Here is a 23,673-nt window from a genome sequence, read left to right as displayed (position 1 = left end):
GGCGCGGCGAATTGGCGCTGTAACGCAAGCCGCAATGCTGTAGAGCGCGGCAAGCAACGCCGTACCAGCAGGAGAAAGCCGATGACATTCCAGATGCCTGCCGAATGGGCGCCGCATGAATGGACCTGGATCGGCTTTCCCACCTTTCCCGAAGAGTGGCCTGGCGCGTTCGACGCGGCACGCGAGCAGATCGCCGCCTTTGCCAAGGCGCTCCGCGCGGATGGGAAAGGTGAGGAGGTCCGGCTGGTCTGCGCCAATGATGGTGATGCGGAGATAGCGCGCTCGCTCGCTGGCCCGGACGTGACCATCGTCACGCAGAAGCTGGGTGACGTCTGGCTGCGGGATACTGCTCCCATCGCGGTCATGCGTGGGCATGAACGGGCCTTGGTGGATTTCGGGTTCAATGGCTGGGGCGGTAAATATCAGATGCCGGGCGATGAGGATATCGGGGCGCGATTGGCCGCGACGACGGGATTGCCGACCTCCTCGCAACATTGGATTTTCGAAGGCGGCGCGATCGATACCGATGGCACCGGATTATTCGTCACGACCGAGCAATGCCTGCTCAATCCCAACCGCAATCCGGATCTTGATCGTGGCAAGATCGAAACGCTGCTGGCGGGGTCACTGGGCCTGTCCGAAATGCTGTGGCTGGGCGATGGTCTGCTCAACGACCATACGGACGGCCATGTGGATAATCTTGCGCGCTTTGTTGCGCCAGGCCTGCTGGCGCTGCCGGAAGCAAGCACGGATGATGACCCCAATGCGGCCATCTATGCGGACGCGCGCGCAAGGGCCAAGGCGTTCGGCCTGGAAGTGGCGTCAATCCCCTCCCCCGGCCGTGTACTGGTGGATGGCGAGGTGATCCCTGCAAGCTACATGAACTTCTACATCGGCAACGCTGCGGTCATCGTGCCCATCTATGGCCAGCCCAATGACCAGGCGGCGCTCGATGCGCTCAAGCCCTTTTTCCCGGGGCGCGAGATAATAGGTCTCCGGAGCGATGCGATATTGTCGGGCGGCGGCAGTTTCCATTGTTGCAGCCAGCAAATGCCCTTGCCGGGACAATAAAATCGAAGGGAGCTTCCTTGACCGGTGCGGAGGTTGCACTCCGCCAATCCTGCTCTATCTCCCAACCTCATACCGCCCGGTTGGGCATTCGCCTCTAGGACTTTCGAGGATATGACCAAAGTCACCGTTGCCGCGCTTCAGCTCGCCTTTTCAGACGATGTGGACGACAATGTCGCCATGGTGGCCGACCATGTGGTGAAGGCGGCGGCTCGAGGCGCCAAGATCGTCCTGCCGCCCGAACTGTTCGAAGGTCACTATTTCTGCAAGGTCGAGGACGAGGCTCTGTTCGCCAACGCCAGGACGATCGACGAACATCCCGCCGTTTCCGAGATGCGCAAGGTGGCGAAGGCGGAGCGCGTCTACATTCCCACCAGTTTTTTCGAGAGGGATGGCCAGCATCATTACAATTCCCTCGCCATGATCGATGATGAGGGAGAGATCATGGGCCTGTATCGCAAGAGCCATATTCCGGATGGGCCGGGATATGAGGAAAAATATTATTTCCGTCCCGGCAATAGCGGGTTCAAGGTCTGGAAGACGCGTTACGGCACGATCGGCGTGGGCATCTGCTGGGACCAATGGTATCCGGAGGCAGCCCGGGTAATGGCACTGATGGGAGCGGAACTGCTCTTCTATCCTACCGCGATCGGATCGGAACCCTATGACGCGGATCTCGATACGAGCCGCATGTGGCGCCGCGCGATGATCGGCCATGCGGTGAGCAATTGCATGCCGGTGATCGCCGCCAACCGGATCGGCGAGGAAGACGGCCAGAAATTCTATGGTCACAGCTTCATCAGCGATGAATGGGGCGATTTCGCAGCCGAGGCCGATGCGCGCGACAATGGCGCGCTGGTGGCCACGCTTGACCTGGCGCAGGCGCGGAAGCATCGCGCGGGCATGGGCTTCTTCCGGGACCGGCGGCCGGAATTATACGGCCGGATCGCGCAGGATATCTAAGCTAGGGAGAATGATGCCATGACGGTCGCGCGCCATTATCTGATGCATGCCAGAGAAGGATCGGAGGCAGCATTGGAGAGCGCCCTTCGCGCACTGGCAGCAGCGGTCCAGCCGCTGCCCGGATGTGAGGGCGTCGAGATGCTTCGCGACCTTGGCAATGAGCGCCGCTTTGTCTTCATCGAGCGCTGGGCTGATGTCGATGCGCACAAGGCCGCTGGTCCGATGCTGGACAAGCGGCTGTTCGAACCGATGATGGCGGCGCTGGATGGGCCGCCGGAGGGAGCATATCTCGACTATCTGATAGGCTGAGGTCTGCGGCCGCTGCCTGGCCGCGTCAGGTTGAAAGTAACGCGATAGCCTTTTCGAAAACCGCTTCGAACATCTCGTTTGTCAGGCGGCCAGTCATGACGTTTCTCTTGGAACAATGATAGCTGTCGATGACTATCTTGCCGCTCGGCATGCGGTATTCCGCCATATGAGCAAAGCGCGCCTTGGGAAGTTTGCCGCCCAGCACCTTCACGACGGACTGATGGGCGACCTCACCCAGCGCGACGAATATCCGCGCATTGGGTAAGGCGTCGGCAGCCGACTTCAAGAATAGGCGGCAGTTGTGCGCTTCTTGCGGCAGGGGTTTGTTCTGCGGCGGAAGGCATTTTACGGCATTGAGGATGATGACGTCGCGCAGCGTCAGCTGATCATCGGGCCGGGCCTCATAAGACCCTTCGGCAAGACCCGTTTTCAGCAATATGTTGAAAAGAAGGTCGCCCGCAAAATCGCCGGTGAATGCCCGCCCGGTTCTGTTGGCCCCCTGCTTGCCCGGCGCCAGTCCCACCACTGCGATGCGGCCAAGCGGATCGCCAAATGCAGGGACAGGCGCATTCCACCAGTCGGGATGCTCGGCCCGGCATTCCTGACGCAAGGCGGCCAGGCGGGGGCAGAGCGGACAATCCAGCGGCGCTTCCGCATCGGCTATGGGGCTTTGCAGCGTCATGTGCAGCGGTTAGGCGCAGTCACATGGTCAAGACAAGCACTCTTCATCGCTATGCGCTTGCGCTCGGTTCGAACCGGCCATTGTCGGCAAAGCGGACACCAAGAGCGATCGTGCAGGAGGCGGCCGGCAGATTGGGCGAGATCGGCCGAATTGTGGCGACGGGACCGATATTGACGACCGAGCCGATCGGCCCCTCCTTACGGGAATATGCGAACAGCGCGCTGCTGATCGAAAGCAGGCTGACCCCGCCAGAAATGTTGCGGGCACTCAAGGCGATCGAAGCTGACCTGGGCAGGCGGAGGCACCGCCGCTGGGGCGCCCGCACCATCGATATCGACATCATCCTCTGGTCAGGGGGACGCTGGTCGAACAGGTGGCTTCACATTCCGCACCGGGCTTTCCGCACGCGCGATTTCGTATTGTCGCCGCTCATGACCATCGCCCCGCGGTGGTCCGATCCGCTTTCGGTCCTTTCCATCCGGCATCTTCATGCACGCTTGCGAAAAGCTGCGCCTTTGCCGCGTCCTAGAGGTTGACCAGCCGCATCACGGCCTCTAGTGCGTGCGGACCTCGTGACGGAGGGCCCTTAGCTCAGTCGGTAGAGCAACTGACTTTTAATCAGTAGGTCGCTGGTTCGAATCCAGCAGGGCTCACCATCGGAACCCTCGACAACTAAAGGGTTTTTTGCGCTTTGCGCGGCTGGTGAAGCTGCGCCATTTCGACAAGTATTTCGACATTCATTTCGACAAATCAGGTCTGTTCATGGCCTGTTCTGGTCATCCCCCTACCTCCCCTCTGTGTCGGAGAGAGCGGCGGGACGGTTCGCTAGTTCAAGCAGCACATCGGCATGGCAGCATCCGTCTGATGCGTGAGGCTCAATCGGGCACCAGCAGGCTAGGTTCTTGCCCCGCAACTCCGCCTGCGCAGCCGCCACCAGAGCCTCATTGTCGGACGCAACGGCACGATAAAGGACGAAGGCGTGGCGCTTGTCTTGAACGGGTCGGCCACCAGTATAGGCGCAAGAGACGCCAGGTTTGAACGGGTTGCCCCATTTCGTAGTCCGGTCCACCTTCACGGTGTTCTCCGGCATTCGCCAGCCCCTCGTGCGCCGAAGCTGAACGCGCCGGGGCCTCTCCACCATGCTATCCATTCTGCTTCTCCTGTTCCTGGAGAGCGTGCAGCCGTCCCATCTCAGCGTCGATCGCCGCGCGGCATGACGGCAATTTACCCTTGCCCCCGTGGCTGTCGTGCAGATCCACGGACATATGTTCGAGCATCAGCCGATTGACGTTGTGGTTCAGGATCAGTTGCCAGCCATAGTTGGTCCCGTAGGTAGCGTTCAGGCGCTGATTGCAGCGGTCGAGGAAGTCGAGCCTGTCTCGATCCATTCGCAGCCGTGCGGTCTCATCCTCCGCGCTCTCCAGCCTCTGCTTCAAGGAAGCGATTTCTGCTTCTAGCGCCGCTGCCTTCCCGGCTGCATGTTGGGCCATCAGGTCATGGTAGCATGCCTGCGAATATTCGGGCGCTTCATCCTCATGGATCGCAGTTACGCCGTCGTCAGGGCTGGCATCGCTCGCAGGGTAGCGGCCAGCATATTCCTTGATGCCGGTGTATCCCTGATTGCCGGGGCGATAGTAGAGGCCGCGCTTGACCAGTAGATAGCGGTCCTGCGTCACTTCCGCAGTCACGCCCTGGTCGGTGTTAGGGTGGGTCATGGGCAACTCTCCCAATATTCCATGTCGTTGTCGGCAAGCTCGACCCCATCGCCCCAATAGAAGCGCGGATCACCGAACTTGATTTCTTCGCTGTCCAGAAAAGCCTCCACGATGCCATCCGCCGTCTGCCAGCACCACTCGCGGTCAGGTTTACGCCTCCAGATGCGGACGCCGAACAGATGGACAGGATTGCGCGCCTTCTCCCGGATGCGGTCGGCCACGGTCTGCGTGAAGCGCTCGCGGTCCTTCATGCTGAAGCCGGGTTCGTAACCCTGCATCGCCCAGCGCACGTGGCGGCGTAATTGCTCCTTGAACTGTGAGCTGGCGAGATAATCCCGTGCAGCCTGAGCGCCTATGCTCTCGGCATAGCTTTTTAGCAGGCTCACTCCCCGCTCTCCTTCGTTTCGGTGGATGGTGGGGACAATGCAGCTATGGCCACCCGCATTGCCTCAAGCGCTTTGGGCTTGGTGTCGGCTATCAGCCCGCTATCCCACCATCCTTGCCCGCCGAAGAAGTCGCAGTGCGCCTTGGCGGCAGCTTCGATCTGCGCCTCCCGTGGCTGTTCGGGGAGGGGGTGGGCACGAATTGCCGCTTCGTGCGCTTCCACGATCCGACAAGCCAGCCATGCAAGGCTGCTGTCAGCCATGTTCGCCTCCAGCCATAGGGCGATATGGTCGGCGTTTGTGATGTCCAATTCGCGGGTGAGACGGTCAGTTTTTGCATTTGCCGCAGCGATTTGCTCTGGCGTAAACATGGCGTCCCTCGCCTCTAATGCGTGCTTCTCGCAACGGATGGACCGCTTGTCCCCTTGGGCGTAACCCTCAAAGCTGGTCGGCTCCGGGCAATCCATGCAGCGGAAAGAGTAGTGGCCGGGCGCATAGCCCCATGGCCGCAGGTCCGGTTTCAGTTCCTCGCCGCTCATGCGCCGGTCTCCGGGGTTGAGGAAAAACGATCACCAGTCTCATGCGACCAGAACTGGCGATAATCGCACGCTGGACATTTCCATCCGCGAACGGTCGGGTACAGCAGACCAGGCTCATCGCCAGACTCGTCAGCGTGCCAGCGGTGCGCCCGGTCGGTCCTGTCGCCGCCGCAGGTGTAGGGGTGCAGACTGCTATCTGCTTGCCGCTTTTCGAGCATGGCGACCTGCTCATCCGTCCATATGACGGGATACTGGAGTTCCAGCGCCTCACTGGCGGCATCGAGCAAACTGCCGTCGATCTCTTCCGACAGATTTTCAGCGCCGTCCGCCTGATAGCAGGCGTCGAGTAGGTTGCGCAGGGCGGAACGGAGGGCAATGACCTCCCCCTGATCGCTATATGGCTTTGTTGATGCGGATTGGGTCATGCTGCTTCTCCGAACAGATCTCTTGTTACATATCCGGGGTGCAAACCGATTTTACTGGGAGGATTGGTTACATATTCCGGGTCTGATTTATTTGAGACCCATGATTTGTAACACCGCCCAGCGATATCGATCAGTAGATCGCGGAACGGCTCTGGCGTCCCGATGCGCGGTGAACTATCGGTGCCGCCACCCTTGCCGCCCACCTCGCCAAGACGCTTGGCGCGCTCCAACCCCATTCGCTCTACGATTGCAGGGTCGAGGCGACTTTCGCCAATGCCCCAATCCAGCTCCGGTAAATTCTCACGCGCTACGCCATAGACCAGCAACAGCGTCGGCTTGCGTGCGTAATGGCCGTACCTTCCCTGCTCTACGCAGCAAGTCCAGCCTCCATCTCCGGTTGGTATCCAGCCACCCGACCGGGGAGGAACAGGGATACCGAACGCCTTCCACGCGTGGCTACCCCAGGGATGCTCCATGACGCCGCCCCAGCGCCTCGCATCAGCAAGCCCGCACTTGAAGCAGCCGCCGTCATCACCCTTTTTCTTCCTGATGCCAGTTCGCTTGATCCAGAGCGGCTGACCGGCCCAAAGCTTGCCCCATCGCTGGCAAGGGGAATGAACAATGACGGGATGCGGGCCAAGGTAGGTCCTTGCATCTCGAGCCTCATCCCACGGGTCAACGCCTGGCAGGCCGAAATAGCTGCCGCCAGTTTCGACATAGAGGGCTGCTATCATCCCCGCCCCCGTTCGGTTTCGGTTGCAGGGGTGGAACTTACAAGGCTCGCAATCCTCTCAATCATCGCTCCCGGCACACAATCTCGATAATCACCGAGAATGTCCTTGATCCTGGCCACCGCCCCCTGTTCCCCCACTGGCGCAGGGGTGGCTTCCTCCTTATGCGGGAGGGTGGAGAGGGCGGCGATGGCTGTTGCCTGATCGTTGCGCCGCTGCTCGGCCCAATACCGCATCGCGTGGTAGTTGTAGGCATTCACGTCCCGGCCGTAGTCTTCTTCAATGCCTTGCAGACCGAAGCGACTGGCGGCGATCTGCTCCAGCGCCTCCGTCATCTTCTCCACGCTCTGCGATGTCGGGGGAGAAAGGGCGGCGGCCGAGCGGAGGGCATCGCTAACAGCGCGCATCTTGTCACGCGCATCGTCACCTTTGCCAAAGTGCAGTTGCAGGGACCAGAAATCGCAATCGACTACTTCGGCAAACGAAGCCTCTCCGATCAATCCGATCGCTTCCCCGCTCCCCATATCGGGGTGGGGTGATGGTGAGTTGCGGGGAAGGGCGGGCGGGCGGTAAACCAGAACGGGCGCTTCACCGTTCGCCCCCTTGGAAGCGATACGGGCCGCGACCACCATCGCTGCCTCAAGCGTCGTTTCGCGCTCAATGGTCACGCCTTCCGCCATCAATTTGCCGTTGATGTAACGGTCGAACTCAAAGGGCGCATCCCCCGCCTTGGCTGCTGGCTCTGCTGTTAGGGCTGCGAGAACGTCATCATAGCGCAGTGCCTTCATTCGCTCGTAAGCGTCGTCTCGGTCTCCCTGCACATATTCGACTGTCGCCCCGCCGCAGCGGATTACATAGCGCCCGCGAATGTCGGGTTCATCCGTCACCCACCAGCGGTCAATGATCGGCTTGAGGTAGGCCCGCCCCAATTCCTGCACCGTGGCTGCTGGCTGGGATTGGGCGGCGAGGGCTTCACATATCGCTCTGATATGCTCCTCACCTATGCTGGAAAACTTCCCAACTCGGCTGCACTCATCCAAGTGAGCGATAATCTGCCCGGCTAATTCCACAGGCGGGATTACAGCATCACCTTGCAGAGCGGGCACCGTGCCGGGGTTGGTTTCGTTGGTCATGCTTCGTCCTTCACTTCCTCACGCGCACCCAGCTGCTCGACATGCTCGCGCCGCTTGAGCGCGATCCGCCTGCCCTTCTCGGCCGTCGCCTTGTTGTAGGTTCGCGTCTGCGCCATCGTCTTGTGGCCAGAGATCGGCCGGACATCGTCCTCGCCAGCGTCGCCGATCTCGGTGATGCCGCCATGGCGAAAGCCGGTGAACGTCATCGCCTTCGGCAGGCCCGCCTTGTCGCAGATCCGGCGATGTACGGTGGAGAGCCAGCGCGGCGTGAACGGCTTGCCGGTACGCTCATCGAGGATGATCTGCCCCGTCGGCTGGCCGAACTCATCCTTGGCCGCCCGCTCGCGCAGGTCGCGCAGCTCCTGCTCCAGATCAGGGTAGAGCTCGACCGTCTCGCCATCGACCTCGATCGTGAGTTCCAGCCACACCGGGTTATTTGTCTTGCGCTGGGTGAGCGCGATCGCGATGCCCGGTTTCCAGATCGACCATTGCAGGCCAGCAGGCGGAGCCTCACCGGTGCGCTCCTTCTCCTCGTCCGGCCAGAGCCCGAACACATGGGAGACGCGCTGGCAGCCTTCGAAGCAGAGCGCCGCGGCGGCCGCCATGTTCTGAAAGCCCATCTCCCGCGCCGTCTCGCGGTAGAGATCATATTCCGCGCGAGTCGTGGCCCGGTTCTCCTTGCTGGCCGTGCTCTTGATGCCCATGCCTGCAAAGGGGTTGGCGGTAACGCCCGTCGTCCTGCTGTAGCGCAGCGCCCACCGCCAGACGAGGCGGCCCACCTGCATCGCATAGGACGCCTCCCGCTCGCCCTTGGTCTCGCGCAGCTTCTTGTAGAGCCCGTCGACCGAGCCAGCGTCGAGGCTGCCAGCGTTCCACCCGCCCAGCTTCGCGCCAGACTTGGTGGGGAACTCCACCAGCATATCCATCAGCCGCCGGTAATCGCGCTGCGTCTTCGGCCGGTTGCGCGTGTAGCGGTCCTGCTCGCGATACCAGCCGAACAGCCAGGCGACGGAGCCAGGCTTGATTGTCCGGCGCTCCATACCGAGTCGCCACTCTTTCAGCGCCTCGTTGAGCGCGTCCGCCTTCTCGACCATCGCATCGAAGCTGGTGCCGAGCGCTGCCGACGAGACAGGGCATGGATGGCCATGACGGATGACCGGGATCTCCTTGCCGGTCTTCTTGTCCTTCTTCGGCCGAGCCCAGCTGGGCAGCTTCCAGAAATAGGCATAGTCGCCGGATGCGAGGCGCACGCGGCTGACATAGGCAGGCAGTCTGATCGTGGCCTTGCCCATCAGAATTCAGGCGCTCCGCGGGCGGTAGAGCCGAACAGATCGGCGAGCGCGGCGTCCAGGTCTGCCTTCAGGGCGACCATGGCACCTTTTGGGCCACGCGGGCGGAAGCGCACCTTGCCGGAACGCACCCATTCCTTCATCTGCTCGCCGCTGACGCCAGTATAGGCCAGCGCCCATTCCCGGTTCATAGCGGCTGGCCAGTCAGGCAGCTTTTCAAGCGCGAGGCCCATCAGGCCACCATCCTTTCGACGCGTTGAAGGTAGAAACGGATCATGTTGACCGGCATGGAGTTGCCCAGCGCCTTGTAGCGCGGGCCGTCCGCCATGCAGTCGGTCACCAGATCGCCATCGGGCGTGCAATCGGCGAGCCGACCCTCGATCGCCGCGTGCGCTGCCTCGTCCGGCGTCACCTTGCGCGATCGATACGGGATGGCGGTGAAGTGATCAGGAAAGCCCTGCAGCCGCTCGCATTCGACCGGCATCAGGCGGCGAACGCCCATCTGCTGCTGGATGTAATCGCCGCCTTGGTTCCCGCCGACCGGGCCACCCGCCATGAGGGGCTGGGCTATATCCGTCTCCCTCGCCTTGTAGTCCTTGCCGCTGTTCATGGGCATGATCGAGAAGGCGACCGCCTGCACCTCCGCGCGCGCCTCCAATGTGTATGCGACGTCTTCTTTCACCCCCACCCCATCGGGACCAGCAGCTGGATTTTCCCTCGTTGCGCCAGCTTGGATGGCGTAAGCGACGGCCTGCGCCTGCGGGCTGGATGATCCGAGTGAGCCGAACACCTCTTCACTGTGGCAGAAATCCTCACGGCTATTGAAGCTGATCGGCTGGAGCACAGCCTGCCCCCGGTTGGACTTGTGCTGAGCGTGCTCGATCGTGCCTGCTATGTCCGCACCGATGCTGCCATTGGTCAGGTCGACGGGCACGATCGGCGTGCCGCGCCCTGTGCCATCTTCACTCGCATCAAAGCCCTCGCCGCGCAGCGCGTGAGTGACGAAGGTTTCCACCTCAAAGTCTACCCGCTGCCCTTTGGCTGTGAGGCAGGCGGCTCGCTCGATTGGTCCGCTGGTGTTACCCCCCCCGAAACATTCCGCGACATAGGCTTGGCTATCGCCACGGTGGCTGCTGTTTGCGCGAGCGCGGAGTGTAGGGCTGACGGCAACGTCTTCCCTCTGTTCTCTGCGCGGCGGATTATTCCCAGACACGCCACAGCGCTCAAAAAGTACCGCTGCGGGATCGATCCCGTCCACAAAACTTGCGACAACGAGCACACGCGCCCGGCGCTGGGCCAGTCCGAAATATTGAGCGTCCTTAACAACCCACGCGGCTTTTCCGAAGGGTCCATCAACCATGCCCGCACGCGACCACCGTCCGCGTTTGAGTGGTGAAACGATGGGGGTATCGCTTCCGACAATTCCTGCCAGGAAACATCCGAAAGGGTTGTCGGCGTGGGAGAGGATGCCGGGGACGTTTTCCCAGAGGAAGCCCTTGAGGGATCCGGCTCGTCGAAGAGCATGAACAAGGCGCAGAAACTCCATGGTGAGATTGCCTCGGGCGTCGGCCATGCCGCCGCGCAGACCAGCAATGGAAAAGGATTGGCAGGGCGTGCCTGCGACCAGCCATTGCGGGAGGGCAATGCCCAGGCGGCGCAGGAAGCGACCGCGGATCGCGGTGAAGTCGCCCCAGAGCGCCGGGCCGGTTCCGCTGCGGGCGCGGCTGGCGTCTTCCGCGCCATGACGATAGGCCATGATCGCCCGCGGCGCGGCTTCGATATCGCTGGCGAAGATCCAGGACCAGTGGGGCATGGCGACTTCGGGCGCACCGATGCCAGAGCAGATGGTGGCGGCGAGCATCAGTCCGGCTTCCCCACCATCAGGTTATGAGCATGCACCAAGGCGCTGATGTTGAGCATGCCGGTCGGATCATCGCCGAAGCTGAGAAGCACGGTGCGATCGGCTGGGTTGTCATCCGCCAGCGCGACGATGTGCAGGCCTTCGGCTGGCCACGCCTCATCCTCTGCAAGTTCACCGGGATGCCGATTGCTCTCCGCCCACCGCTTGCCCCAATTGGCGACGAGCCGCTCGATCGCGGCATCGATCGGGTCTGGCGGGTCGAGCGGAACGCCATGCTCCGCGCAAAACTTGCACAGCGCCGGATTGCCCGCGCAGTAAGTGTAGATGCCCGTCGGCCCCTTGGTGGCGTGACGAGCGCCCCAGCGCGGGGTGCGGATGATCTCGAATTCGTTGAGACCGGCGCCGAACTTCATCAGACAAACGCCTTTGGCGGAAGCGGCACAGCAGCAGCGTGCGGCCGCCAGAGGTGCAGACAATAATCGTGATTGCTGATGTGATCAGATGAGCTGACATGCAGCTGCATCGCCACCTCATCGTCGCGGAAAAATGCACGCTTCACATGATCCATCTCGCCCCAGGTTGGACAGCGTGGAAGATCGGTCGTGACCGACACATGATCCCATCCTGCATCATTGCTGGCGATGCAGCGAAGCTCGACACCGTTCCGGACGAGCCGAAAGCAGCCGGCGCGATCATCGCCGACGCCACCCAAGTTGCGCTCCCACGCCTTGTCACGGAAGCGGTTCAGTTCGCGAAGGCGCCGCATCAGCCCATCTCCCCGCAGCCGCGCCCGACGAGCTCGCCATTGTCGCCAGCGGTAAACTCCTGCCAGGGCACCCAGCCCTTGGGGCACTGGAAGCCCCAGTCGCGAACCTTCGGCCCTGTAAAGAACAGCGACACGGCAGCCTCCCCGTCCACCAGTTCGAGGCGATGCAGATCCGTCGCCTGGCGCGTGATGAGGCTGCCGGGCTCGCGGATGAAGGTGCCCTCCGGCGTGATCTCACGATAGCGACCAGCGATCAGGTAGCTGGTATTCGCCCATGGGTGATCATGAAGCGCGCGATCGTCATCGTCCCGCAATATCCAATGCAGATAGACGTTCTGGTGCTCATTCCGGGGTACGATCCACCAGCGGAGCAGATAGGGAGCGTCACGCTCGCCGATCACGAAGTCGGGATCGCGCGCGACAACACGCTCCGCCCACGCCTGCATATCGTCGAGAGAGGCGTAACCAAGACCGAGGCCCATCAGAACGGCACTCCATCGTCATACGGGGTGGGGAGATCGGCCGACATCGCGATGTCAGAGCGGCGCACCATCTGATTGCTGCGAATTTCCATCAGCCGACCGCGCAGCTCCATAGCCGTGCCCTGCGCATGCTCCAGGCGGCGTTCAGCGTTTTGCGCGCGGTTCTCGAAGAACCTGCGCTGATGCTCGGCATCACGCTTGGCAGCTTCAGCCTCGCGCAAGCTTTCGCGTGTGCGATCGTGCGCGCCCCGCGCCTCGTCCAGGTCGGACGCCTGATGCTTGTTCTGCATCCGCAGCTTTTCCAGCTCGCCAAGGAAGTCTACCGGCTCGACCAGGATCTCTCCGCGCGCCGCCGTGCTCTCCCGACCTCCTTGGAAATATTCTCCGCTTTCAAGGCAGTAGGCATCACACTTCCACCCGTCAGACGCTTCGGTCGAATATTCAGACTTGAAGCCGTAGCCCCCCTCTTCAGTGCGGAAGAGGCCAGGCGGACACGCATTGAGGGTCAAAAAGCTCACAGTTCATTCTCCCGCTCGCACGGCGCAATGTCGGCGAGATCGCTGGTGCAGACGGGGCATGTGCAGCCCGCGCCCGGTGTGGATGAGTTGGCAGGCCGACCGGCCTCGACGGCCGACCCGCTAGGATCGAATGGCGACTTGGAGAGGGGGGATTTGTCGCCCGAGGCTCCCGTCCGGTGCGCGCTCAGGGGGCAAGTGCGCAGTTCGGACAGTCTTGGTTGCTTGAGGATAGCGATGGCGCGTTCCACCACGAGGTGGGATGCCTCGAGGGAGCGCTGCGCCTGGGTGCGGATGGCGGCATGGTCGATCACTGCGCGCCTCCGCTCATCGCGGCCAGCGCCGTTGCGGTCAGCTTGAAGATGCTGAGCAACAGAGAGGCTGCCGACAGATAGGCTATGCCGAGCAGGATGGGGCGCACGGCGCTCCGGATCTCATCAGGGCCATTCGGCATCAGCGTGGGCCGTCGTACATGAGCGCGGCCATGATCTGGTCGCCATAGGCGCGAAGGTGGACGTAGATCAGCCAGCAGGAGCCGAGGCCCATGCCCAGCAGGAAGAGGCTGGCGGCGATGTGTGCGGGCGCGCTCACTGGATCACCAGCAGCGTTGCGCGTTCGGGGCGGTCCGACGGCAGCGTGATAACCGGCTGGGGGTTCTCCAGCCGCTCAGCCGCCGCCAGCATCCGGCTGGCTCCGGTGATCAGCGCATAGCGTGCCGCTTCGGGATCAGTCGGCAGCAGCCGATGCGCCTCAGCAGCTGCATGGTGGCCGATGTTCACAAAATCGACGGTCCGATAGGACTTGAACGCCGGGTCGCGCATCAGCGCGGTTGTCATCCTCAGCGCTTCAGCAAACGCCGTTCCGACAGAATTGCGATCGTGGGACATGATGATCTCCCCACCTTTTCGTGCCCCCGGCTGGATGCTGGGGAGATCAGGTGATGGAGCATGGATAGTGTGTAGCTACACACCACGTCAAGCCTAAAGTGTGTGGCCACACATCGTTCTTGTTTTGTTTACAGCCTCTGTGGAAAGTGGCTGCAGGAGGAGCGATTCGCATGGACGACGGGATCATCTATCAGCACTTGGTCGGCGTGAGCCATTTTCAGGATGCTCTGACGAGGTGTGCACCCGGTCAACCGGTGAGGATTATCCACGAACCCGACAATCCGCATGACGAAATGGCGCTGCGCGTAGATTCGATGACAGGCGAGACGATCGGCTACCTTCCACGCCGCAGCCCGGTACACATCGCCGTCCATCAGCACGGCCGAGGCGTGAGCGCGGTGATCGACAGCATGGGCATGGGGCGCGCCTGCTTGTTCGGCGCGCGTCTCAGTCTTGCGCTATGTGACGATGTTGTCCCCATCCAATCACACTTTGCGGGGCGACCGGCACCTGAAGCACCGAGGGGCGGCTTTCGCTACTGGGTCAAAACCCCAGCCGACGCCGTGCGGCTCTTGGCATCACAAAGATGATTGGCGTCGCCCACTCCAGTTCGACGTCAACGATGTCCTCAGCGTTGAGGCTCCGAAGCGTGAAGAAACCGGGCCTGGAGCCGTGAGCAAGCAGCTTCACGTATGTCTCGCCGGTTGAGAGTCGGACAGCGCAGTAATCTCCGATGTCCTCCTCGCTGACGCCCCGAATATCGGTCGCGATGTAGACGATATCGCCGGATGAGTAGCGCGGCAGCATGGAGGTGCCCTGTACCTCGAGCGCTTCAACATTTGAGCCAAGTCCTGGCGGAAGCGGCGCCGTCCGGTCATCGACTTCCTCGTAGATAACGCTTCCGCCTGCCCCGACGCTACCTCTGAGCGGCACCGTGTTCGCTCCACCCACAAGATCGCGGATATCCACTTCAAGCGCGCCCGCGATCCGGTGCAACGTGCCGAGCTTGATGTCGCGGTCTTCGTTGTCGAGCAGGTCACGTACTGATGTGTCGCCCAGCCCCGCTTTTTGCGCGAGGGGTTTGTTCTTCATGCCCTTGCGCGCCATCGCCTTGCGCAAAGCATCACGCACCCGCTGAAGCTCGTCCGATCGCTCTGTCATGTGTGTTCTTACACACTTAAAGCGCGGACTTTGATAGTGGTGTGGCAACACACCTTGACAGTGTGTGGCTACACACCTATCCATTGCTGCATGGCTACACTGCTCCCCGAAATTGAGCTTTTCCTCCAAGCGACTGGGATGGCGCCGACTTCCTTCGGCAACCAGGCTTTGGGCGATCGTCACTTTGTCCGCCAGTTGCGGTCTGGGCGCAGGTGCTGGCCAGAGACAGAACAGCGCGTCCGGGTGTTCATGGCCAGGTACCGGAAGGATGCTGCGTGATGTTCGATGCGTCTGTTCATAGCCATGTTACTACCGCGAAAGGACCGCGTCATCATGTCTGCTGAAAGCCGTTTGGCGCGAGATGTCGAGGAACGGCAGATCACGATGTTCGCCAGCTTCGTCGGCCCCGCCCTGCACATCACCCGCGCGGCGTTGGCCGTTGCGAGCAAGGTGCCGGAAAGCACGCTCAAGAGCTATGCGAATGGCGCGGCCATGCCGCTGCACGCTGTGCTCGCCATCCGCCCCTTTTTGCCTGCCGCTGCAATCAACATGCTGACGGAGCCGGGCGGTGTCCGCTTCGCCACCACTGACGCGCAGGAGGCAAATTGGGACGCCATCGCCGCTAGTGCGGCTGGGCTGGTCGCGGAAGTCTGCGAAGCACGCAAGGATGGCCAGATCGATCATGTTGAGAAGGCGCGGCTTCGCGCCAGAACCCGGAACCTAATCGCCGAGGCCGTGAGCGCGGTCGAGGAAGGCTGAAACTGAGCGGGCGCTGATCGCCCTGGAGTGAACCATGACCTGCGCAACTAGCGCGGCGCTGGCAGAGGCCGGTTCCGCGAACGCTATTACTTTGCCTGCGATTCCGGTCGCCACGATCATTGGCAGCGCCACCCTCTATCTCGGCGATTGCCGCGACACGATGGCAATGCTCCCTGCCAACTCGATCGACAGCATCGTGACCGATGCCCCCTATGAGTTGGACTTCATGGGACGGGCCTGGGACCGCACCGGCATCGCATTTGATCAAAAAATGTGGGCAGCGGCGCTCCGCGTTCTCAAGCCGGGCGGTCATCTGATCGCATTCTCCCACGCTCGCACTTATCACCGCATGACCTGCGCCATCGAAGATGCGGGCTTTGAAATCCGCGACCAGATCATGTGGATCTATGGCTCAGGATTCCCGAAATCTCGCAATCTGGACGGGGACCGTGAAGGATGGGGGACCGCGCTCAAGCCAGCGCACGAGCCCATCGTACTCGCTCGCAAACCGCTGATCGGCAGCGTCGCGGCGAACGTTGCCGCACACGGCACCGGAGCCATCAACATTGACGGCTGCCGGGTACCGACCGACGAAAAGCTGCGGGCAGGTACTGGAATCATCCCGGTGCGCCACGAACCAGACGTTCCCCGCGGCCGTGCGGGCGAAGCGAGTGCAGGTCACCGCTATAGCGATCGGGGCGCAACCAACTTTGCAGCCACCCCCGGTCCGCGCGGCGGCGATGCGCGCGGCCGCTGGCCTGCGAACGTCGTTCATGATGGCAGCGACGAGGTGATTGCTGCGTTTCCAGATGCCCCGGGGCAGCAAGGCGACCTCAAATCCCACGCGAACTGCCGCCAGTCTCCTAACGGCATTTTCGGCGGCATGCGTCCGGCATTGGATCACCCTGCCCGCCGAGACTCCGGAACGGCTGCTCGTTTCTTCTACTGCGCCAAGGCAGGCAAGGCTGATCGGGACGAAGGGCTTGATCAGTTTGAGCCGAAGGAATTCGTGGCCTTCCAGACCGCTAACGGCACGAGCGGCAAAGCCAGCAGCATCAGCGAAGGCCGGGACACACAGTATCGAAACACTCACCCGACAGTGAAGCCGACGGCGCTGATGCGCTGGCTCGTCCGTCTCATCACCCCGCCGGCGGGCGTGGTGCTCGATCCCTTTATGGGGAGCGGTAGCACGGGCAAGGCGGCCATGCTGGAGGGCTTCGGCTTCATCGGCTGTGAGCTGACCGCTGATTATATGCCGATCGCGGCGGCTCGCATCCAGCACGCTGCAGCCATGGCAGAAGAAGAAGCGGCACAGGGCAGCTTGTTCGCGGAGGCGTCGAAGTGAGCCGCCGCTACCGCCGCCGCACCTTCGCCGAAGTGACCGCGCAGGCCCGCGCCGCCGAGCGCGCCAAAGTCGCCGAATTCGGCCGGTGGCAGATCGCCGCCGTCGCCAACCTAGTCGCCGCCGGGAAGGTGGACGCTGAAAGCGCATCCCTGCTCAGCGTTCGGCTGGAAGCCTTTGTCGAGCAGGTCGAGCAGGGCCTGCACATCGTCGCTTTGGAGGCTCCCGTACATGGCCATTGAACCGCCGGAGCCCTGCCCCGAACGCGCCCGCCTAGAGGCCATCATTGCCTGCTGCGAAAAGCGCACCCGACGCGCGGCGCACAAGAAAGCCATAGCCGGGCAGGAGCTCGCTGACGCGAAAGCTGCGGAGGCCCGCGCTCGCGATCGCCTGGCGCAATGGCACATCGACAATCCGGACCCACAGGGTTCGCTACTGGAGAAAATTGATCATGTCTGAAGGAAACGTCGCTGCCGACCAGTTGCGCTTATTCATCGAACGCATTGAGCGGCTTGAGGAAGAGAAGAAGGGTATCGGGGACGACATCAAGGACGTCTACCTGGAAGCCAAAGCGAACGGCTATGATGGCAAGATCATGCGGCAGATCATCCGCTTGCGGAAGATGCCCGCCCACGATCGCCAGGAGATGGAGGCGATCCTCCAGACTTATTTGTCAGCGCTGGGGATGGAATGAGCGAGATGCTTCTATGCGAGGCTGGCTGCGGCGCGAGCTATCGGCCATTCCCGCGCCGTAAGACAAAGCTTTGCATCCAGTGCAGCCGCAGCGCCAATGGTCGGCACCCGGACAAGATCGCGAAGAGCAGGGATGCCATGCTCCGCCGCATGGCCGATCCTACGATCAAGGCCGAGACGCTGAGGCGGGCCCATGATGGCTTCCGCAAGCGAATGGCTGATGATCCTCAGATGCGCGCCGAGATGGTTGAGCGCTGCAGAACATTGGGCAAGTCGATGCTCGGCCACAAGCATATGCCCGCGGCTGGGCCCGCTCGGCGCAAGGCTGTCGAGAGCCGCCGCCGCACGCTGTTCAGTTGGTGCCCAGCTGAATATTTCGAGCAGTATCGCCACCTCGTTTACGCGAAGCGGGTGCGGGCTGCTGACGCCAGAGCGATCGTCGAGCAGCAGATCAAGGCTGATGAGGCAAACATGTCTGCATTCGATAAGCAGCTGCATCGCCTCCGCCGAGGTGAGGCGACGATCGTGCAGAAGTTCACGCCCAAGGTCGACACCGGCCCCTTCACGCTTGGCGGCGTCGCCTCAGGGATGATCTGATGGCGGCCGCCTGGTTTATGAAGGAGCCGCGCAAGCGTGCGTCCAGCCGAAAGCAGGCTGGCAGCGTACGTCCGACCGGCATGGCGGAGCGCCCGGTGCAGCGCGGCGCGATTCGCCTTCTCGCCATGCAGGGCATCGAAGCCGTGCACGTTCCCAACGGCACGCATCTGGCGGGTGATAAGCTGGCGCGCATCAAACAGATGGCTGCGCTTCGCAAGGATGGGCTTCGGCCCGGCTTCCCAGACCTGATCCTGTTTAACCGTAAGGTGCAGCTTCAGGTCGGCTTCATCGAGGTCAAGCGTGAGATCGGCAACGATCTGTCTGGCGACCAAGAAGACTGGCGCGACGACCTGATCGCATGGGGCTTTCCTTGGGCTCTGATCCGCCAGCCGGAAGAGGCGCTCGACGCTGTTCGTGAATGGGGGTGGATTAAGTGAGCGAAGAACAGCCTAGGCAGCGCCGCCGGCTGCGCATGGAGGCAATGCGAGTGCATTGCCCTGTTTGCGGAGCCTTTCCTCAACAGCCGTGCGTCGGTCGCCGCGGTGGTGCGCGGGTCGCCATCCACCTCGACCGCTATGAGATTGGAGCGCCGTCAGCGTGAGCCTCAACACGGCACAACTGGAATATCTGGCGTCTAAGGGCATGTCCCTTTCAGATGCAGTCGAACTGTCGCGGCTGGGCGACATCCGCAAGGATCCGACGGCAGCTGTTCGCCAGCAGCGGAAGCGTGACAAGGACAGGGCGGAGCGTGACTCGTCACGCCGTGACGTCACGCGTGACCCCCCCAATGATATTATATCTAACCCCCCAGAACTTTCCCCAGATGAGACTATCGTCTCATCATCCCCAAAATCAGGTTCGAAGCGGAAGTCTGCCGCTGGTGATGCGCTTCCCGCCGACTGGCAGCCAACCTTGACCGAAGCCGCTCAGCGGATCGTGGATGGCTGGCCCCCTGGGTGGCTTGCAGCGCGGGTCGCGGAATTCCGGGACCATGCCAACGACAAAGGCCGGAAGTCGAAGGACTGGCAGGCCGCATTCCGCACTTGGATCACCAAAGCCGACGAATGGCAGAGACAGCGAGAACAGCATGACCGCCCAAACCGCAATCACCGCCAGGACCGAGACGAGCCCACCAATCCGATGGTCCGAGCCGTCCTTGCCAGCGAAGCTCGACGCGTTGCTGGAGGAGAACAGGAGTTTCACTGACCTGCCCGTCGTCGGCCCCGTCAGCGCGGCGCACCTGCGCGAGTACGTTGCCAGCTGCCAGCCACCGATGCCGGCACGCGAGCAGATCGAGCGGATGATCGGCCGCATCGCCGTGATGATGCCCAGCCCCAAGCTGACGGACAAGGAGGCGGCGGAGCGCCTCAGCCTCTATGGCCGCGCTCTCAGCGTGCATGCCCTGCCCGACCTGCATGCCGCATTCGACGTCATCGTGCGCACCTGCCGGTTCTTTCCTACGGTGGCGGAGATCGAGGCGATCATCGCCCCAATCAAGGGGCGCCGGACACGGCGCGAGGGCACCGCCCGCATGATCCTGCTCAAGCACGAGCGGGAATGGAGCGAACCGCAGGAGAACCTCACCGCCGATGAGGCCCAGCTGTTGGGCAGCATCTTGGCCGATCCGATGGGCAAGAATGAAGGAGCGAGCGCATGAACATGAAGGCTGCTCGCCGTGCTTCCGGCCTCTCTCGCGCTGCCTGGGCCAAAGCCTTGGGTGTGAACGCCGCCGTCACCAAGCGGTGGGAGAAAGCAGCTGATGCGCCATATCACCGCGCCCCGACCGAGCGGCGCATCCTCGCCATTGAGCAGCTGCTGACCCGCCAAGGCGTCAATCTGGCGGAAATTGAAGCACAGCGTTAGAACAAGAAGAGAACGGAGTTAACGGGCACATGGCACGGCGGAAGACATCAGCGCGTAAGCAGGAGCGCCAGCATCGGGAGATTATTGGCCCGACGCCGGAGCAGATGAAGCGAGCGAACTATGACATCGGCGACATCGTCGATGTTGAGCCAGGCAAGACGGCTGTGACAATCGGGAAGGCTTATCGCCGCGAACCCTATTTCGAAGAGCTTGCCCGGCGTGATGGCACTGGCATTAGTGGCGATGATCTCCGGTGCCTGCGCTTTTACCGCAATCGGTACGAGGCCTGCCAGCGGTCACCGGTGAAGTCGGTGCTGAACAGGGATCACGGCAGCGGCACAGGCGACGGCCCTATGCTGGCGGCGCTCATCTCGTCCGACGAATTCAAGTTCTTGGAGTTCGCGGTGCGGGGCGCGACCGTCCACACATTGCGAGCGGTGGCACTGGAGGACAAGAGCTATGCGCAGGTGGCGATGGAGCGCTGGGGTAGCCGCGAGCAGCACTGGATCGTGAAGGGCGAGCATAAGACCAAGCTCGTTCCTAAGTCTGGCCGCCATGCTGAAGCGATCAGGGGTGAATTCCTGGACGCATTGGCCAAGCTGACCGAGAGCACTTTGCCTTACATTCGCACCGGTTAGGGGTTGCGCCGGGGTGCCACGTGTGGCAACTATCACAGCATAGGAATTGCGCCCGGTGCCAAACGGCATGCGGGCGCTTCTCATATCTGGAGCATGTCATGTGACCCAGCGCGCCTCGCCTGCCGATGAGATGGAGCGGCTTGCAGGCGAGTTGCACATGCTGGCGTTCGACATGCGTGAGCCGTCGCGGTCGATCTGCCGGGCCGACAGGCTCATCAACGAGGCGGAACGGATCGCGGCAGCGGTCAGGGCCGCCGTGCGCGGGCCAACCCCCTCCCCTTTGGGTCCTTCCCGGCATTCCTAGCTATACGGGGGGCAAAGGCGCAGAAACTCGCTAGCCACAGGTCCTGCCTTAGTTCTTCCTCTCTCAAGTAAAAAACGACGGTTTTCTGCGGTTCTCATAGTAATCGGACAGGGAAGTGCATGGACATCGACCTGAACGAGCCAACTAGACCTCAACTCGCGGCGCTGTTCGGCTGCTCTAGCCGTTGGGTTGGCGAGCTCCGTTCCAAAGGTGATCTGCCCGCGGACGGCGCTAGCTGGGCAGAGAACCTTGAGGCCTACGTCAACATCAAGATCGGCCGACATGATCCTGACAGTCTGGATCTCGAAGCTGAGCGCGCCCGCCTGGCCAAGGAGCAGGCCGACGCAAAAGCGATGGACAACGCCGAGCGCCGAAAGGAACTGGCGTCCCGCACGGACATGATCGCCGCCGGAGCCGGAGTGATCATCATGGCGGTTGCCCGCCTTCAGCAGGTTGGTGCGCAAGTCGCCCAGGGCGACACGAAGCTGCGCAAGAGAATCGAAACCGCAATCAACGACGTGCTGACCGACCTGAGCATGACGCGCATCGAGGAGGCGGTAGGCGGGGGCTTGGATGACGACGACGCCCCCGGAGACGAAGACGACTGAGGTTCTGAGGGTCGCCAGCGTTGATGGCGCGATGGTTGCCCAACAATGGGTAGCCGCCTTCGCACCAAAGATCAGGCCGCCGCTGTCGCAGTTCATGTGCGATCATGCACGGTCAGACGACGGCGCTAAAATTCGTCCGTTCCCCTTTCAGGCGGACATGGCGGACAGTTTCACCGACCCGGAGACGGCGCAGGTGTCGGTCCGGAAGAGCAGCCGCATCGGCTACTCGACCATCCTGCAGAGCTTCGTAGCCTGGCGCATCAAGTACGATCCAGCTCGCACGCTGATTTATCAGCCGACGATCGATGACGCGGAGAAGTTCAGCCGCGACGATCTGGACCCTGTACTGCAATGGCCCATCGTACGCACGGTCGCCACCTTTAAGCCGCGTCACTCGGACAACCAAATCCGGGCCAAGCGCTACAAAGGCGGCTGGATACAGATCAAGGGTGCGAACAGCCCCAAGGAGTTCCGCCGCGTCACTTCCGACGACGTGTTCCTTGAGGAATGTGATGGCTATCCCTGGGCGTCCAAAGAGGAAGGCGACCCCGCCCGGCTGGCGTTCAAGCGCAACCTGACATCACCGCGCAGGTTCAGCGCCGCTGGGTCAACGCCTAAGGTTAAGGGCTTCAGCCGTATAGACGCCCTGTTCGAGCAGGGCAGTCAAGAGTTTCGCTATGTCCCCTGCCCACACTGCGGGCACATGCAGACGCTGGTGTTTGGCGACGGCACTGGGCCCGGAATTCGCTGGGAACCGAAGGAGAACCCTACCCGCGCTTGGTACAGGTGCGAAAATGGCTGCGACATCGAAGAGGCTGAAAAGCCTTGGATGGATGAAAATGGCGAATGGCGCGCCCATAATCCCGACGCCTTCCCGCGGCACCGCTCATTTCACATCTGGGCCGCTTACAGTCAGCATCCAGGCGCGGCATGGCTCGAAATCGCGCGCGAGTTCATGGAGGTGCGCAAGGATCCGAACCTGCTGCGCACCTTCGTCAACCAGGTGCTTGGCGAAGCCTGGGCGGAGCGCGGTGAAGCGCCTGAATGGCAGCGGCTATACGACCGGCGCGAGACGGACATGCAGCTTGGAACACCGCCATCATGGGCCGGGCTGCTGATAGGCGCGGCAGACGTGCAGCGCGGCGGCGGCGGCCGCATCGACATGGATATATGGGCATTCGGCCCCGGCAAGAAGCGTGCATTTGTTGAGCGGGTCGAGGTGTTTGGTCCGATTGCCGACAAGAAGACTTGGGCAAAGCTCGATCAGGAGATTGCCCGAGAGTGGCAGTCCGAAGACGGGCGCTCCATGCGGCTGGCGCGGGTCGCAATCGACTCGGGCGACGGTGAGAACACGATGGAGGTGTATGCCTGGGCCCGACGGCATCCAGGCTTCGCCATGGCGGTGAAAGGGCGCGAGAGCATCGCGGCGCAGCAGGCCATCGGCGCTCCCAGCTGGCAGGACGTCACGGTCAACGGCCGGAAGATGAAGCGTGGCGTGAGGCTGTGGAACATCGGCACGTCCATGCTGAAAATGGAGCTTTATGGCCAGCTTGGGCTAGAGAAGCCGGTTGACGGCGAGGAATATCCGGACGGGTACATCTATCTGCCAAACGGGACGCCGGACGAGTGGATCAAGCAGCTCGTCGCCGAAGAATTGAAATTCATCAAGATGCGCAACGGCGGCGTTCGCCGGGAATGGCATAAGACCAGGGACCGGAACGAGGCCCTCGATAACGCCATCTACGCTCGTGCGGTGGCGGTCAGTCTGGGCGTTGATCAGTGGAAGGTTCGGCAGTGGCAGCGCGCTTTGGGCCAGATGACGGCCCCTCGCGACGACGTTGAGCCGGAACCAATAGCTGAACAACCGGCCGAGAGCATTGAGTTCGCGCGACCGGCCTCGAAACCAGCGCGCAAGCAAAAGCAACGTCGCGAGAACCCGTACACCAGCAGGAGGCGGTAA

Annotated in this window: 39 protein-coding genes and 1 tRNA gene; 20 read left to right on the top strand and 20 right to left on the bottom strand. The window is 62.2% G+C overall.

From position 1 onward, the window contains the following. The first annotated feature begins 81 nt into the window (after positions 1-81). The 3 genes from MU848_RS07875 (at position 82) to MU848_RS07865 (ending at position 2,340) form a co-directional block, all read left to right on the top strand. Positions 82-1,071: an agmatine deiminase family protein gene (locus MU848_RS07875; RefSeq protein WP_247231114.1), complete on the top strand. Its 990-nt coding sequence runs from the start codon at positions 82-84 to the stop codon at positions 1,069-1,071. 111 nt (positions 1,072-1,182) lie between these two features. Continuing rightward, positions 1,183-2,031 (top strand): N-carbamoylputrescine amidase, encoded by an 849-nt coding sequence (gene aguB, locus MU848_RS07870; protein ID WP_247231113.1) that lies wholly within the window; start codon positions 1,183-1,185, stop codon positions 2,029-2,031. Between the two features lie 18 nt (positions 2,032-2,049). Further along, the gene (locus MU848_RS07865) at positions 2,050-2,340 is read left to right on the top strand and encodes a putative quinol monooxygenase (protein WP_201514078.1); all 291 of its coding nucleotides are present in this window, start codon (positions 2,050-2,052) and stop codon (positions 2,338-2,340) included. Between the two features lie 25 nt (positions 2,341-2,365). On the opposite strand, the gene MU848_RS07860 is transcribed toward MU848_RS07865, so the two are convergent. After that, on the bottom strand, positions 2,366-3,022 hold the full coding sequence (locus MU848_RS07860) for a uracil-DNA glycosylase (protein ID WP_247231112.1): 657 nt from the start codon (positions 3,020-3,022) through the stop codon (positions 2,366-2,368). Between the two features lie 23 nt (positions 3,023-3,045). On the opposite strand from MU848_RS07860, the gene folK reads away from it, so the two are divergent. Both folK and MU848_RS07850 read left to right on the top strand, forming a co-directional pair. Beyond that, the gene (gene folK / locus MU848_RS07855) at positions 3,046-3,558 is read left to right on the top strand and encodes a 2-amino-4-hydroxy-6-hydroxymethyldihydropteridine diphosphokinase (protein ID WP_247231111.1); all 513 of its coding nucleotides are present in this window, start codon (positions 3,046-3,048) and stop codon (positions 3,556-3,558) included. Positions 3,559-3,602: 44 nt separating this feature from the next. Continuing rightward, positions 3,603-3,678: transfer RNA gene (locus tag MU848_RS07850), tRNA-Lys, on the top strand. Between the two features lie 128 nt (positions 3,679-3,806). On the opposite strand, the gene MU848_RS07845 is transcribed toward MU848_RS07850, so the two are convergent. From MU848_RS07845 to MU848_RS07760, 18 genes are read right to left on the bottom strand one after another with little or no spacing between them, the layout of a single operon-like run. Then, positions 3,807-4,163 carry a DUF4326 domain-containing protein gene (locus MU848_RS07845; RefSeq protein WP_281494384.1) on the bottom strand — a complete coding sequence of 119 codons (357 nt, stop codon included), beginning with the start codon at positions 4,161-4,163 and terminating at the stop codon, positions 3,807-3,809. Position 4,164: 1 nt separating this feature from the next. Next, entirely contained in the window at positions 4,165-4,737 is a 573-nt protein-coding gene (locus tag MU848_RS07840) for a hypothetical protein (protein WP_247231109.1), read from the bottom strand. Beyond that, complete coding sequence (locus MU848_RS07835) at positions 4,734-5,123, bottom strand: hypothetical protein (RefSeq protein ID WP_247231108.1); 390 nt, start codon at positions 5,121-5,123, stop codon at positions 4,734-4,736. The genes MU848_RS07840 and MU848_RS07835 overlap by 4 nt, the downstream gene beginning before the upstream one ends. Then, positions 5,120-5,659: a hypothetical protein gene (locus MU848_RS07830; RefSeq protein WP_247231107.1), complete on the bottom strand. Its 540-nt coding sequence runs from the start codon at positions 5,657-5,659 to the stop codon at positions 5,120-5,122. Before MU848_RS07830 ends, MU848_RS07835 begins: the two co-directional genes overlap by 4 nt. After that, complete coding sequence (locus tag MU848_RS07825) at positions 5,656-6,084, bottom strand: hypothetical protein (RefSeq protein ID WP_247231106.1); 429 nt, start codon at positions 6,082-6,084, stop codon at positions 5,656-5,658. The genes MU848_RS07830 and MU848_RS07825 overlap by 4 nt, the downstream gene beginning before the upstream one ends. Beyond that, entirely contained in the window at positions 6,081-6,818 is a 738-nt protein-coding gene (locus tag MU848_RS07820) for a hypothetical protein (protein WP_247231105.1), read from the bottom strand. The genes MU848_RS07825 and MU848_RS07820 overlap by 4 nt, the downstream gene beginning before the upstream one ends. Then, on the bottom strand, positions 6,815-7,948 hold the full coding sequence (locus MU848_RS07815) for a hypothetical protein (RefSeq protein WP_247231104.1): 1,134 nt from the start codon (positions 7,946-7,948) through the stop codon (positions 6,815-6,817). The genes MU848_RS07820 and MU848_RS07815 overlap by 4 nt, the downstream gene beginning before the upstream one ends. Continuing rightward, positions 7,945-9,240 (bottom strand): hypothetical protein, encoded by a 1,296-nt coding sequence (locus MU848_RS07810; RefSeq protein ID WP_247231103.1) that lies wholly within the window; start codon positions 9,238-9,240, stop codon positions 7,945-7,947. Before MU848_RS07810 ends, MU848_RS07815 begins: the two co-directional genes overlap by 4 nt. Next, positions 9,240-9,470 carry a hypothetical protein gene (locus MU848_RS07805; protein WP_247231102.1) on the bottom strand — a complete coding sequence of 77 codons (231 nt, stop codon included), beginning with the start codon at positions 9,468-9,470 and terminating at the stop codon, positions 9,240-9,242. The genes MU848_RS07810 and MU848_RS07805 overlap by 1 nt, the downstream gene beginning before the upstream one ends. After that, a complete protein-coding gene (locus tag MU848_RS07800; RefSeq protein ID WP_247231101.1) occupies positions 9,470-11,098 on the bottom strand; it encodes a DNA cytosine methyltransferase in 1,629 nt (542 codons plus the stop codon). The genes MU848_RS07805 and MU848_RS07800 overlap by 1 nt, the downstream gene beginning before the upstream one ends. Further along, a complete protein-coding gene (locus tag MU848_RS07795) occupies positions 11,098-11,511 on the bottom strand; it encodes a hypothetical protein (protein ID WP_247231100.1) in 414 nt (137 codons plus the stop codon). Before MU848_RS07795 ends, MU848_RS07800 begins: the two co-directional genes overlap by 1 nt. Continuing rightward, complete coding sequence (locus tag MU848_RS07790) at positions 11,511-11,864, bottom strand: DUF7694 domain-containing protein (protein WP_247231099.1); 354 nt, start codon at positions 11,862-11,864, stop codon at positions 11,511-11,513. Before MU848_RS07790 ends, MU848_RS07795 begins: the two co-directional genes overlap by 1 nt. Beyond that, positions 11,864-12,346, bottom strand: a complete 483-nt coding sequence (locus MU848_RS07785; RefSeq protein ID WP_247231098.1) for a hypothetical protein — start codon at positions 12,344-12,346, stop codon at positions 11,864-11,866. Before MU848_RS07785 ends, MU848_RS07790 begins: the two co-directional genes overlap by 1 nt. Continuing rightward, positions 12,346-12,864, bottom strand: a complete 519-nt coding sequence (locus MU848_RS07780) for a hypothetical protein (protein WP_247231097.1) — start codon at positions 12,862-12,864, stop codon at positions 12,346-12,348. The genes MU848_RS07785 and MU848_RS07780 overlap by 1 nt, the downstream gene beginning before the upstream one ends. Continuing rightward, positions 12,861-13,175 (bottom strand): hypothetical protein, encoded by a 315-nt coding sequence (locus tag MU848_RS07775; RefSeq protein WP_247231096.1) that lies wholly within the window; start codon positions 13,173-13,175, stop codon positions 12,861-12,863. The genes MU848_RS07780 and MU848_RS07775 overlap by 4 nt, the downstream gene beginning before the upstream one ends. Beyond that, positions 13,172-13,315: a hypothetical protein gene (locus tag MU848_RS07770; protein WP_247231095.1), complete on the bottom strand. Its 144-nt coding sequence runs from the start codon at positions 13,313-13,315 to the stop codon at positions 13,172-13,174. The genes MU848_RS07775 and MU848_RS07770 overlap by 4 nt, the downstream gene beginning before the upstream one ends. Then, a complete protein-coding gene (locus MU848_RS07765; RefSeq protein ID WP_247231094.1) occupies positions 13,315-13,452 on the bottom strand; it encodes a hypothetical protein in 138 nt (45 codons plus the stop codon). The genes MU848_RS07770 and MU848_RS07765 overlap by 1 nt, the downstream gene beginning before the upstream one ends. After that, positions 13,449-13,748 (bottom strand): hypothetical protein, encoded by a 300-nt coding sequence (locus tag MU848_RS07760; RefSeq protein ID WP_247231093.1) that lies wholly within the window; start codon positions 13,746-13,748, stop codon positions 13,449-13,451. The genes MU848_RS07765 and MU848_RS07760 overlap by 4 nt, the downstream gene beginning before the upstream one ends. A gap of 170 nt (positions 13,749-13,918) precedes the next feature. Here MU848_RS07760 and MU848_RS07755 point away from each other — a divergent pair, with 170 nt between their 5' ends. Beyond that, positions 13,919-14,338 (top strand): HIRAN domain-containing protein, encoded by a 420-nt coding sequence (locus MU848_RS07755; protein ID WP_247231092.1) that lies wholly within the window; start codon positions 13,919-13,921, stop codon positions 14,336-14,338. On the opposite strand, the gene MU848_RS07750 is transcribed toward MU848_RS07755, so the two are convergent. Beyond that, positions 14,292-14,909, bottom strand: a complete 618-nt coding sequence (locus tag MU848_RS07750; protein ID WP_247231091.1) for a S24 family peptidase — start codon at positions 14,907-14,909, stop codon at positions 14,292-14,294. The genes MU848_RS07755 and MU848_RS07750 overlap by 47 nt on opposite strands. A 333-nt stretch (positions 14,910-15,242) precedes the next feature. Between MU848_RS07750 and MU848_RS07745 the strand changes: the two genes are divergently transcribed. The 14 genes from MU848_RS07745 (at position 15,243) to MU848_RS07685 (ending at position 23,673) form a co-directional block, all read left to right on the top strand. After that, positions 15,243-15,668 (top strand): hypothetical protein, encoded by a 426-nt coding sequence (locus MU848_RS07745; RefSeq protein ID WP_247231090.1) that lies wholly within the window; start codon positions 15,243-15,245, stop codon positions 15,666-15,668. Positions 15,669-15,864: 196 nt separating this feature from the next. Continuing rightward, the gene (locus tag MU848_RS07740) at positions 15,865-17,013 is read left to right on the top strand and encodes a site-specific DNA-methyltransferase (protein ID WP_247231089.1); all 1,149 of its coding nucleotides are present in this window, start codon (positions 15,865-15,867) and stop codon (positions 17,011-17,013) included. Continuing rightward, positions 17,010-17,252: a hypothetical protein gene (locus tag MU848_RS07735; RefSeq protein ID WP_247231088.1), complete on the top strand. Its 243-nt coding sequence runs from the start codon at positions 17,010-17,012 to the stop codon at positions 17,250-17,252. Before MU848_RS07740 ends, MU848_RS07735 begins: the two co-directional genes overlap by 4 nt. Beyond that, positions 17,242-17,469, top strand: coding sequence for a hypothetical protein (locus MU848_RS07730; protein WP_247231087.1), 228 nt, complete (start codon positions 17,242-17,244; stop codon positions 17,467-17,469). Before MU848_RS07735 ends, MU848_RS07730 begins: the two co-directional genes overlap by 11 nt. After that, positions 17,462-17,704, top strand: coding sequence for a DUF2312 domain-containing protein (locus tag MU848_RS07725; protein ID WP_247231086.1), 243 nt, complete (start codon positions 17,462-17,464; stop codon positions 17,702-17,704). Before MU848_RS07730 ends, MU848_RS07725 begins: the two co-directional genes overlap by 8 nt. Continuing rightward, positions 17,701-18,300, top strand: a complete 600-nt coding sequence (locus MU848_RS07720; protein WP_247231085.1) for a hypothetical protein — start codon at positions 17,701-17,703, stop codon at positions 18,298-18,300. Before MU848_RS07725 ends, MU848_RS07720 begins: the two co-directional genes overlap by 4 nt. Continuing rightward, entirely contained in the window at positions 18,300-18,737 is a 438-nt protein-coding gene (locus MU848_RS07715; protein WP_247231084.1) for a VRR-NUC domain-containing protein, read from the top strand. Before MU848_RS07720 ends, MU848_RS07715 begins: the two co-directional genes overlap by 1 nt. After that, positions 18,734-18,901, top strand: a complete 168-nt coding sequence (locus tag MU848_RS19165) for a zinc finger domain-containing protein (RefSeq protein WP_449325346.1) — start codon at positions 18,734-18,736, stop codon at positions 18,899-18,901. Before MU848_RS07715 ends, MU848_RS19165 begins: the two co-directional genes overlap by 4 nt. A 486-nt stretch (positions 18,902-19,387) precedes the next feature. Continuing rightward, entirely contained in the window at positions 19,388-19,957 is a 570-nt protein-coding gene (locus MU848_RS07710) for a hypothetical protein (protein ID WP_247231083.1), read from the top strand. Beyond that, positions 19,954-20,163: a hypothetical protein gene (locus tag MU848_RS07705; protein ID WP_247231082.1), complete on the top strand. Its 210-nt coding sequence runs from the start codon at positions 19,954-19,956 to the stop codon at positions 20,161-20,163. Before MU848_RS07710 ends, MU848_RS07705 begins: the two co-directional genes overlap by 4 nt. A 29-nt stretch (positions 20,164-20,192) precedes the next feature. After that, the gene (locus tag MU848_RS07700; RefSeq protein WP_247231081.1) at positions 20,193-20,801 is read left to right on the top strand and encodes a hypothetical protein; all 609 of its coding nucleotides are present in this window, start codon (positions 20,193-20,195) and stop codon (positions 20,799-20,801) included. A gap of 100 nt (positions 20,802-20,901) precedes the next feature. Continuing rightward, positions 20,902-21,105: a hypothetical protein gene (locus tag MU848_RS07695; protein WP_247231080.1), complete on the top strand. Its 204-nt coding sequence runs from the start codon at positions 20,902-20,904 to the stop codon at positions 21,103-21,105. A 119-nt stretch (positions 21,106-21,224) separates the two neighbouring features. Further along, on the top strand, positions 21,225-21,713 hold the full coding sequence (locus tag MU848_RS07690) for a terminase (RefSeq protein WP_247231079.1): 489 nt from the start codon (positions 21,225-21,227) through the stop codon (positions 21,711-21,713). After that, positions 21,679-23,673, top strand: coding sequence for a phage terminase large subunit family protein (locus MU848_RS07685; protein ID WP_247231078.1), 1,995 nt, complete (start codon positions 21,679-21,681; stop codon positions 23,671-23,673). Before MU848_RS07690 ends, MU848_RS07685 begins: the two co-directional genes overlap by 35 nt.

The sequence above is a fragment of the Sphingobium agri genome, assembly GCF_023051225.1.
In the GTDB taxonomy this organism is placed as follows: Bacteria; Pseudomonadota; Alphaproteobacteria; order Sphingomonadales; family Sphingomonadaceae; genus Sphingobium; species Sphingobium agri.
Note: the sequence above shows the minus strand (reverse complement) of the source record. Positions and strands in the feature narration are given on the sequence as shown.

Coding starts and splice junctions, on each gene's coding strand:
- MU848_RS07875 (WP_247231114.1), top strand. CDS start 82: ATGACATTCCAGATGCCTGCCGAATGGGCGCCGCATGAATGGACCTGG.
- aguB (WP_247231113.1), top strand. CDS start 1,183: ATGACCAAAGTCACCGTTGCCGCGCTTCAGCTCGCCTTTTCAGACGAT.
- MU848_RS07865 (WP_201514078.1), top strand. CDS start 2,050: ATGACGGTCGCGCGCCATTATCTGATGCATGCCAGAGAAGGATCGGAG.
- MU848_RS07860 (WP_247231112.1), bottom strand. CDS start 3,022: ATGACGCTGCAAAGCCCCATAGCCGATGCGGAAGCGCCGCTGGATTGT.
- folK (WP_247231111.1), top strand. CDS start 3,046: ATGGTCAAGACAAGCACTCTTCATCGCTATGCGCTTGCGCTCGGTTCG.
- MU848_RS07845 (WP_281494384.1), bottom strand. CDS start 4,163: ATGGTGGAGAGGCCCCGGCGCGTTCAGCTTCGGCGCACGAGGGGCTGG.
- MU848_RS07840 (WP_247231109.1), bottom strand. CDS start 4,737: ATGACCCACCCTAACACCGACCAGGGCGTGACTGCGGAAGTGACGCAG.
- MU848_RS07830 (WP_247231107.1), bottom strand. CDS start 5,659: ATGAGCGGCGAGGAACTGAAACCGGACCTGCGGCCATGGGGCTATGCG.
- MU848_RS07825 (WP_247231106.1), bottom strand. CDS start 6,084: ATGACCCAATCCGCATCAACAAAGCCATATAGCGATCAGGGGGAGGTC.
- MU848_RS07820 (WP_247231105.1), bottom strand. CDS start 6,818: ATGATAGCAGCCCTCTATGTCGAAACTGGCGGCAGCTATTTCGGCCTG.
- MU848_RS07815 (WP_247231104.1), bottom strand. CDS start 7,948: ATGACCAACGAAACCAACCCCGGCACGGTGCCCGCTCTGCAAGGTGAT.
- MU848_RS07810 (WP_247231103.1), bottom strand. CDS start 9,240: ATGGGCAAGGCCACGATCAGACTGCCTGCCTATGTCAGCCGCGTGCGC.
- MU848_RS07805 (WP_247231102.1), bottom strand. CDS start 9,470: ATGGGCCTCGCGCTTGAAAAGCTGCCTGACTGGCCAGCCGCTATGAAC.
- MU848_RS07800 (WP_247231101.1), bottom strand. CDS start 11,098: ATGCTCGCCGCCACCATCTGCTCTGGCATCGGTGCGCCCGAAGTCGCC.
- MU848_RS07795 (WP_247231100.1), bottom strand. CDS start 11,511: ATGAAGTTCGGCGCCGGTCTCAACGAATTCGAGATCATCCGCACCCCG.
- MU848_RS07790 (WP_247231099.1), bottom strand. CDS start 11,864: ATGCGGCGCCTTCGCGAACTGAACCGCTTCCGTGACAAGGCGTGGGAG.
- MU848_RS07785 (WP_247231098.1), bottom strand. CDS start 12,346: ATGGGCCTCGGTCTTGGTTACGCCTCTCTCGACGATATGCAGGCGTGG.
- MU848_RS07770 (WP_247231095.1), bottom strand. CDS start 13,315: ATGCCGAATGGCCCTGATGAGATCCGGAGCGCCGTGCGCCCCATCCTG.
- MU848_RS07760 (WP_247231093.1), bottom strand. CDS start 13,748: ATGTCCCACGATCGCAATTCTGTCGGAACGGCGTTTGCTGAAGCGCTG.
- MU848_RS07755 (WP_247231092.1), top strand. CDS start 13,919: ATGGACGACGGGATCATCTATCAGCACTTGGTCGGCGTGAGCCATTTT.
- MU848_RS07750 (WP_247231091.1), bottom strand. CDS start 14,909: ATGACAGAGCGATCGGACGAGCTTCAGCGGGTGCGTGATGCTTTGCGC.
- MU848_RS07745 (WP_247231090.1), top strand. CDS start 15,243: ATGTCTGCTGAAAGCCGTTTGGCGCGAGATGTCGAGGAACGGCAGATC.
- MU848_RS07730 (WP_247231087.1), top strand. CDS start 17,242: ATGGCCATTGAACCGCCGGAGCCCTGCCCCGAACGCGCCCGCCTAGAG.
- MU848_RS07725 (WP_247231086.1), top strand. CDS start 17,462: ATGTCTGAAGGAAACGTCGCTGCCGACCAGTTGCGCTTATTCATCGAA.
- MU848_RS07720 (WP_247231085.1), top strand. CDS start 17,701: ATGAGCGAGATGCTTCTATGCGAGGCTGGCTGCGGCGCGAGCTATCGG.
- MU848_RS07715 (WP_247231084.1), top strand. CDS start 18,300: ATGGCGGCCGCCTGGTTTATGAAGGAGCCGCGCAAGCGTGCGTCCAGC.
- MU848_RS07710 (WP_247231083.1), top strand. CDS start 19,388: ATGACCGCCCAAACCGCAATCACCGCCAGGACCGAGACGAGCCCACCA.
- MU848_RS07705 (WP_247231082.1), top strand. CDS start 19,954: ATGAACATGAAGGCTGCTCGCCGTGCTTCCGGCCTCTCTCGCGCTGCC.
- MU848_RS07700 (WP_247231081.1), top strand. CDS start 20,193: ATGGCACGGCGGAAGACATCAGCGCGTAAGCAGGAGCGCCAGCATCGG.
- MU848_RS07690 (WP_247231079.1), top strand. CDS start 21,225: ATGGACATCGACCTGAACGAGCCAACTAGACCTCAACTCGCGGCGCTG.
- MU848_RS07685 (WP_247231078.1), top strand. CDS start 21,679: ATGACGACGACGCCCCCGGAGACGAAGACGACTGAGGTTCTGAGGGTC.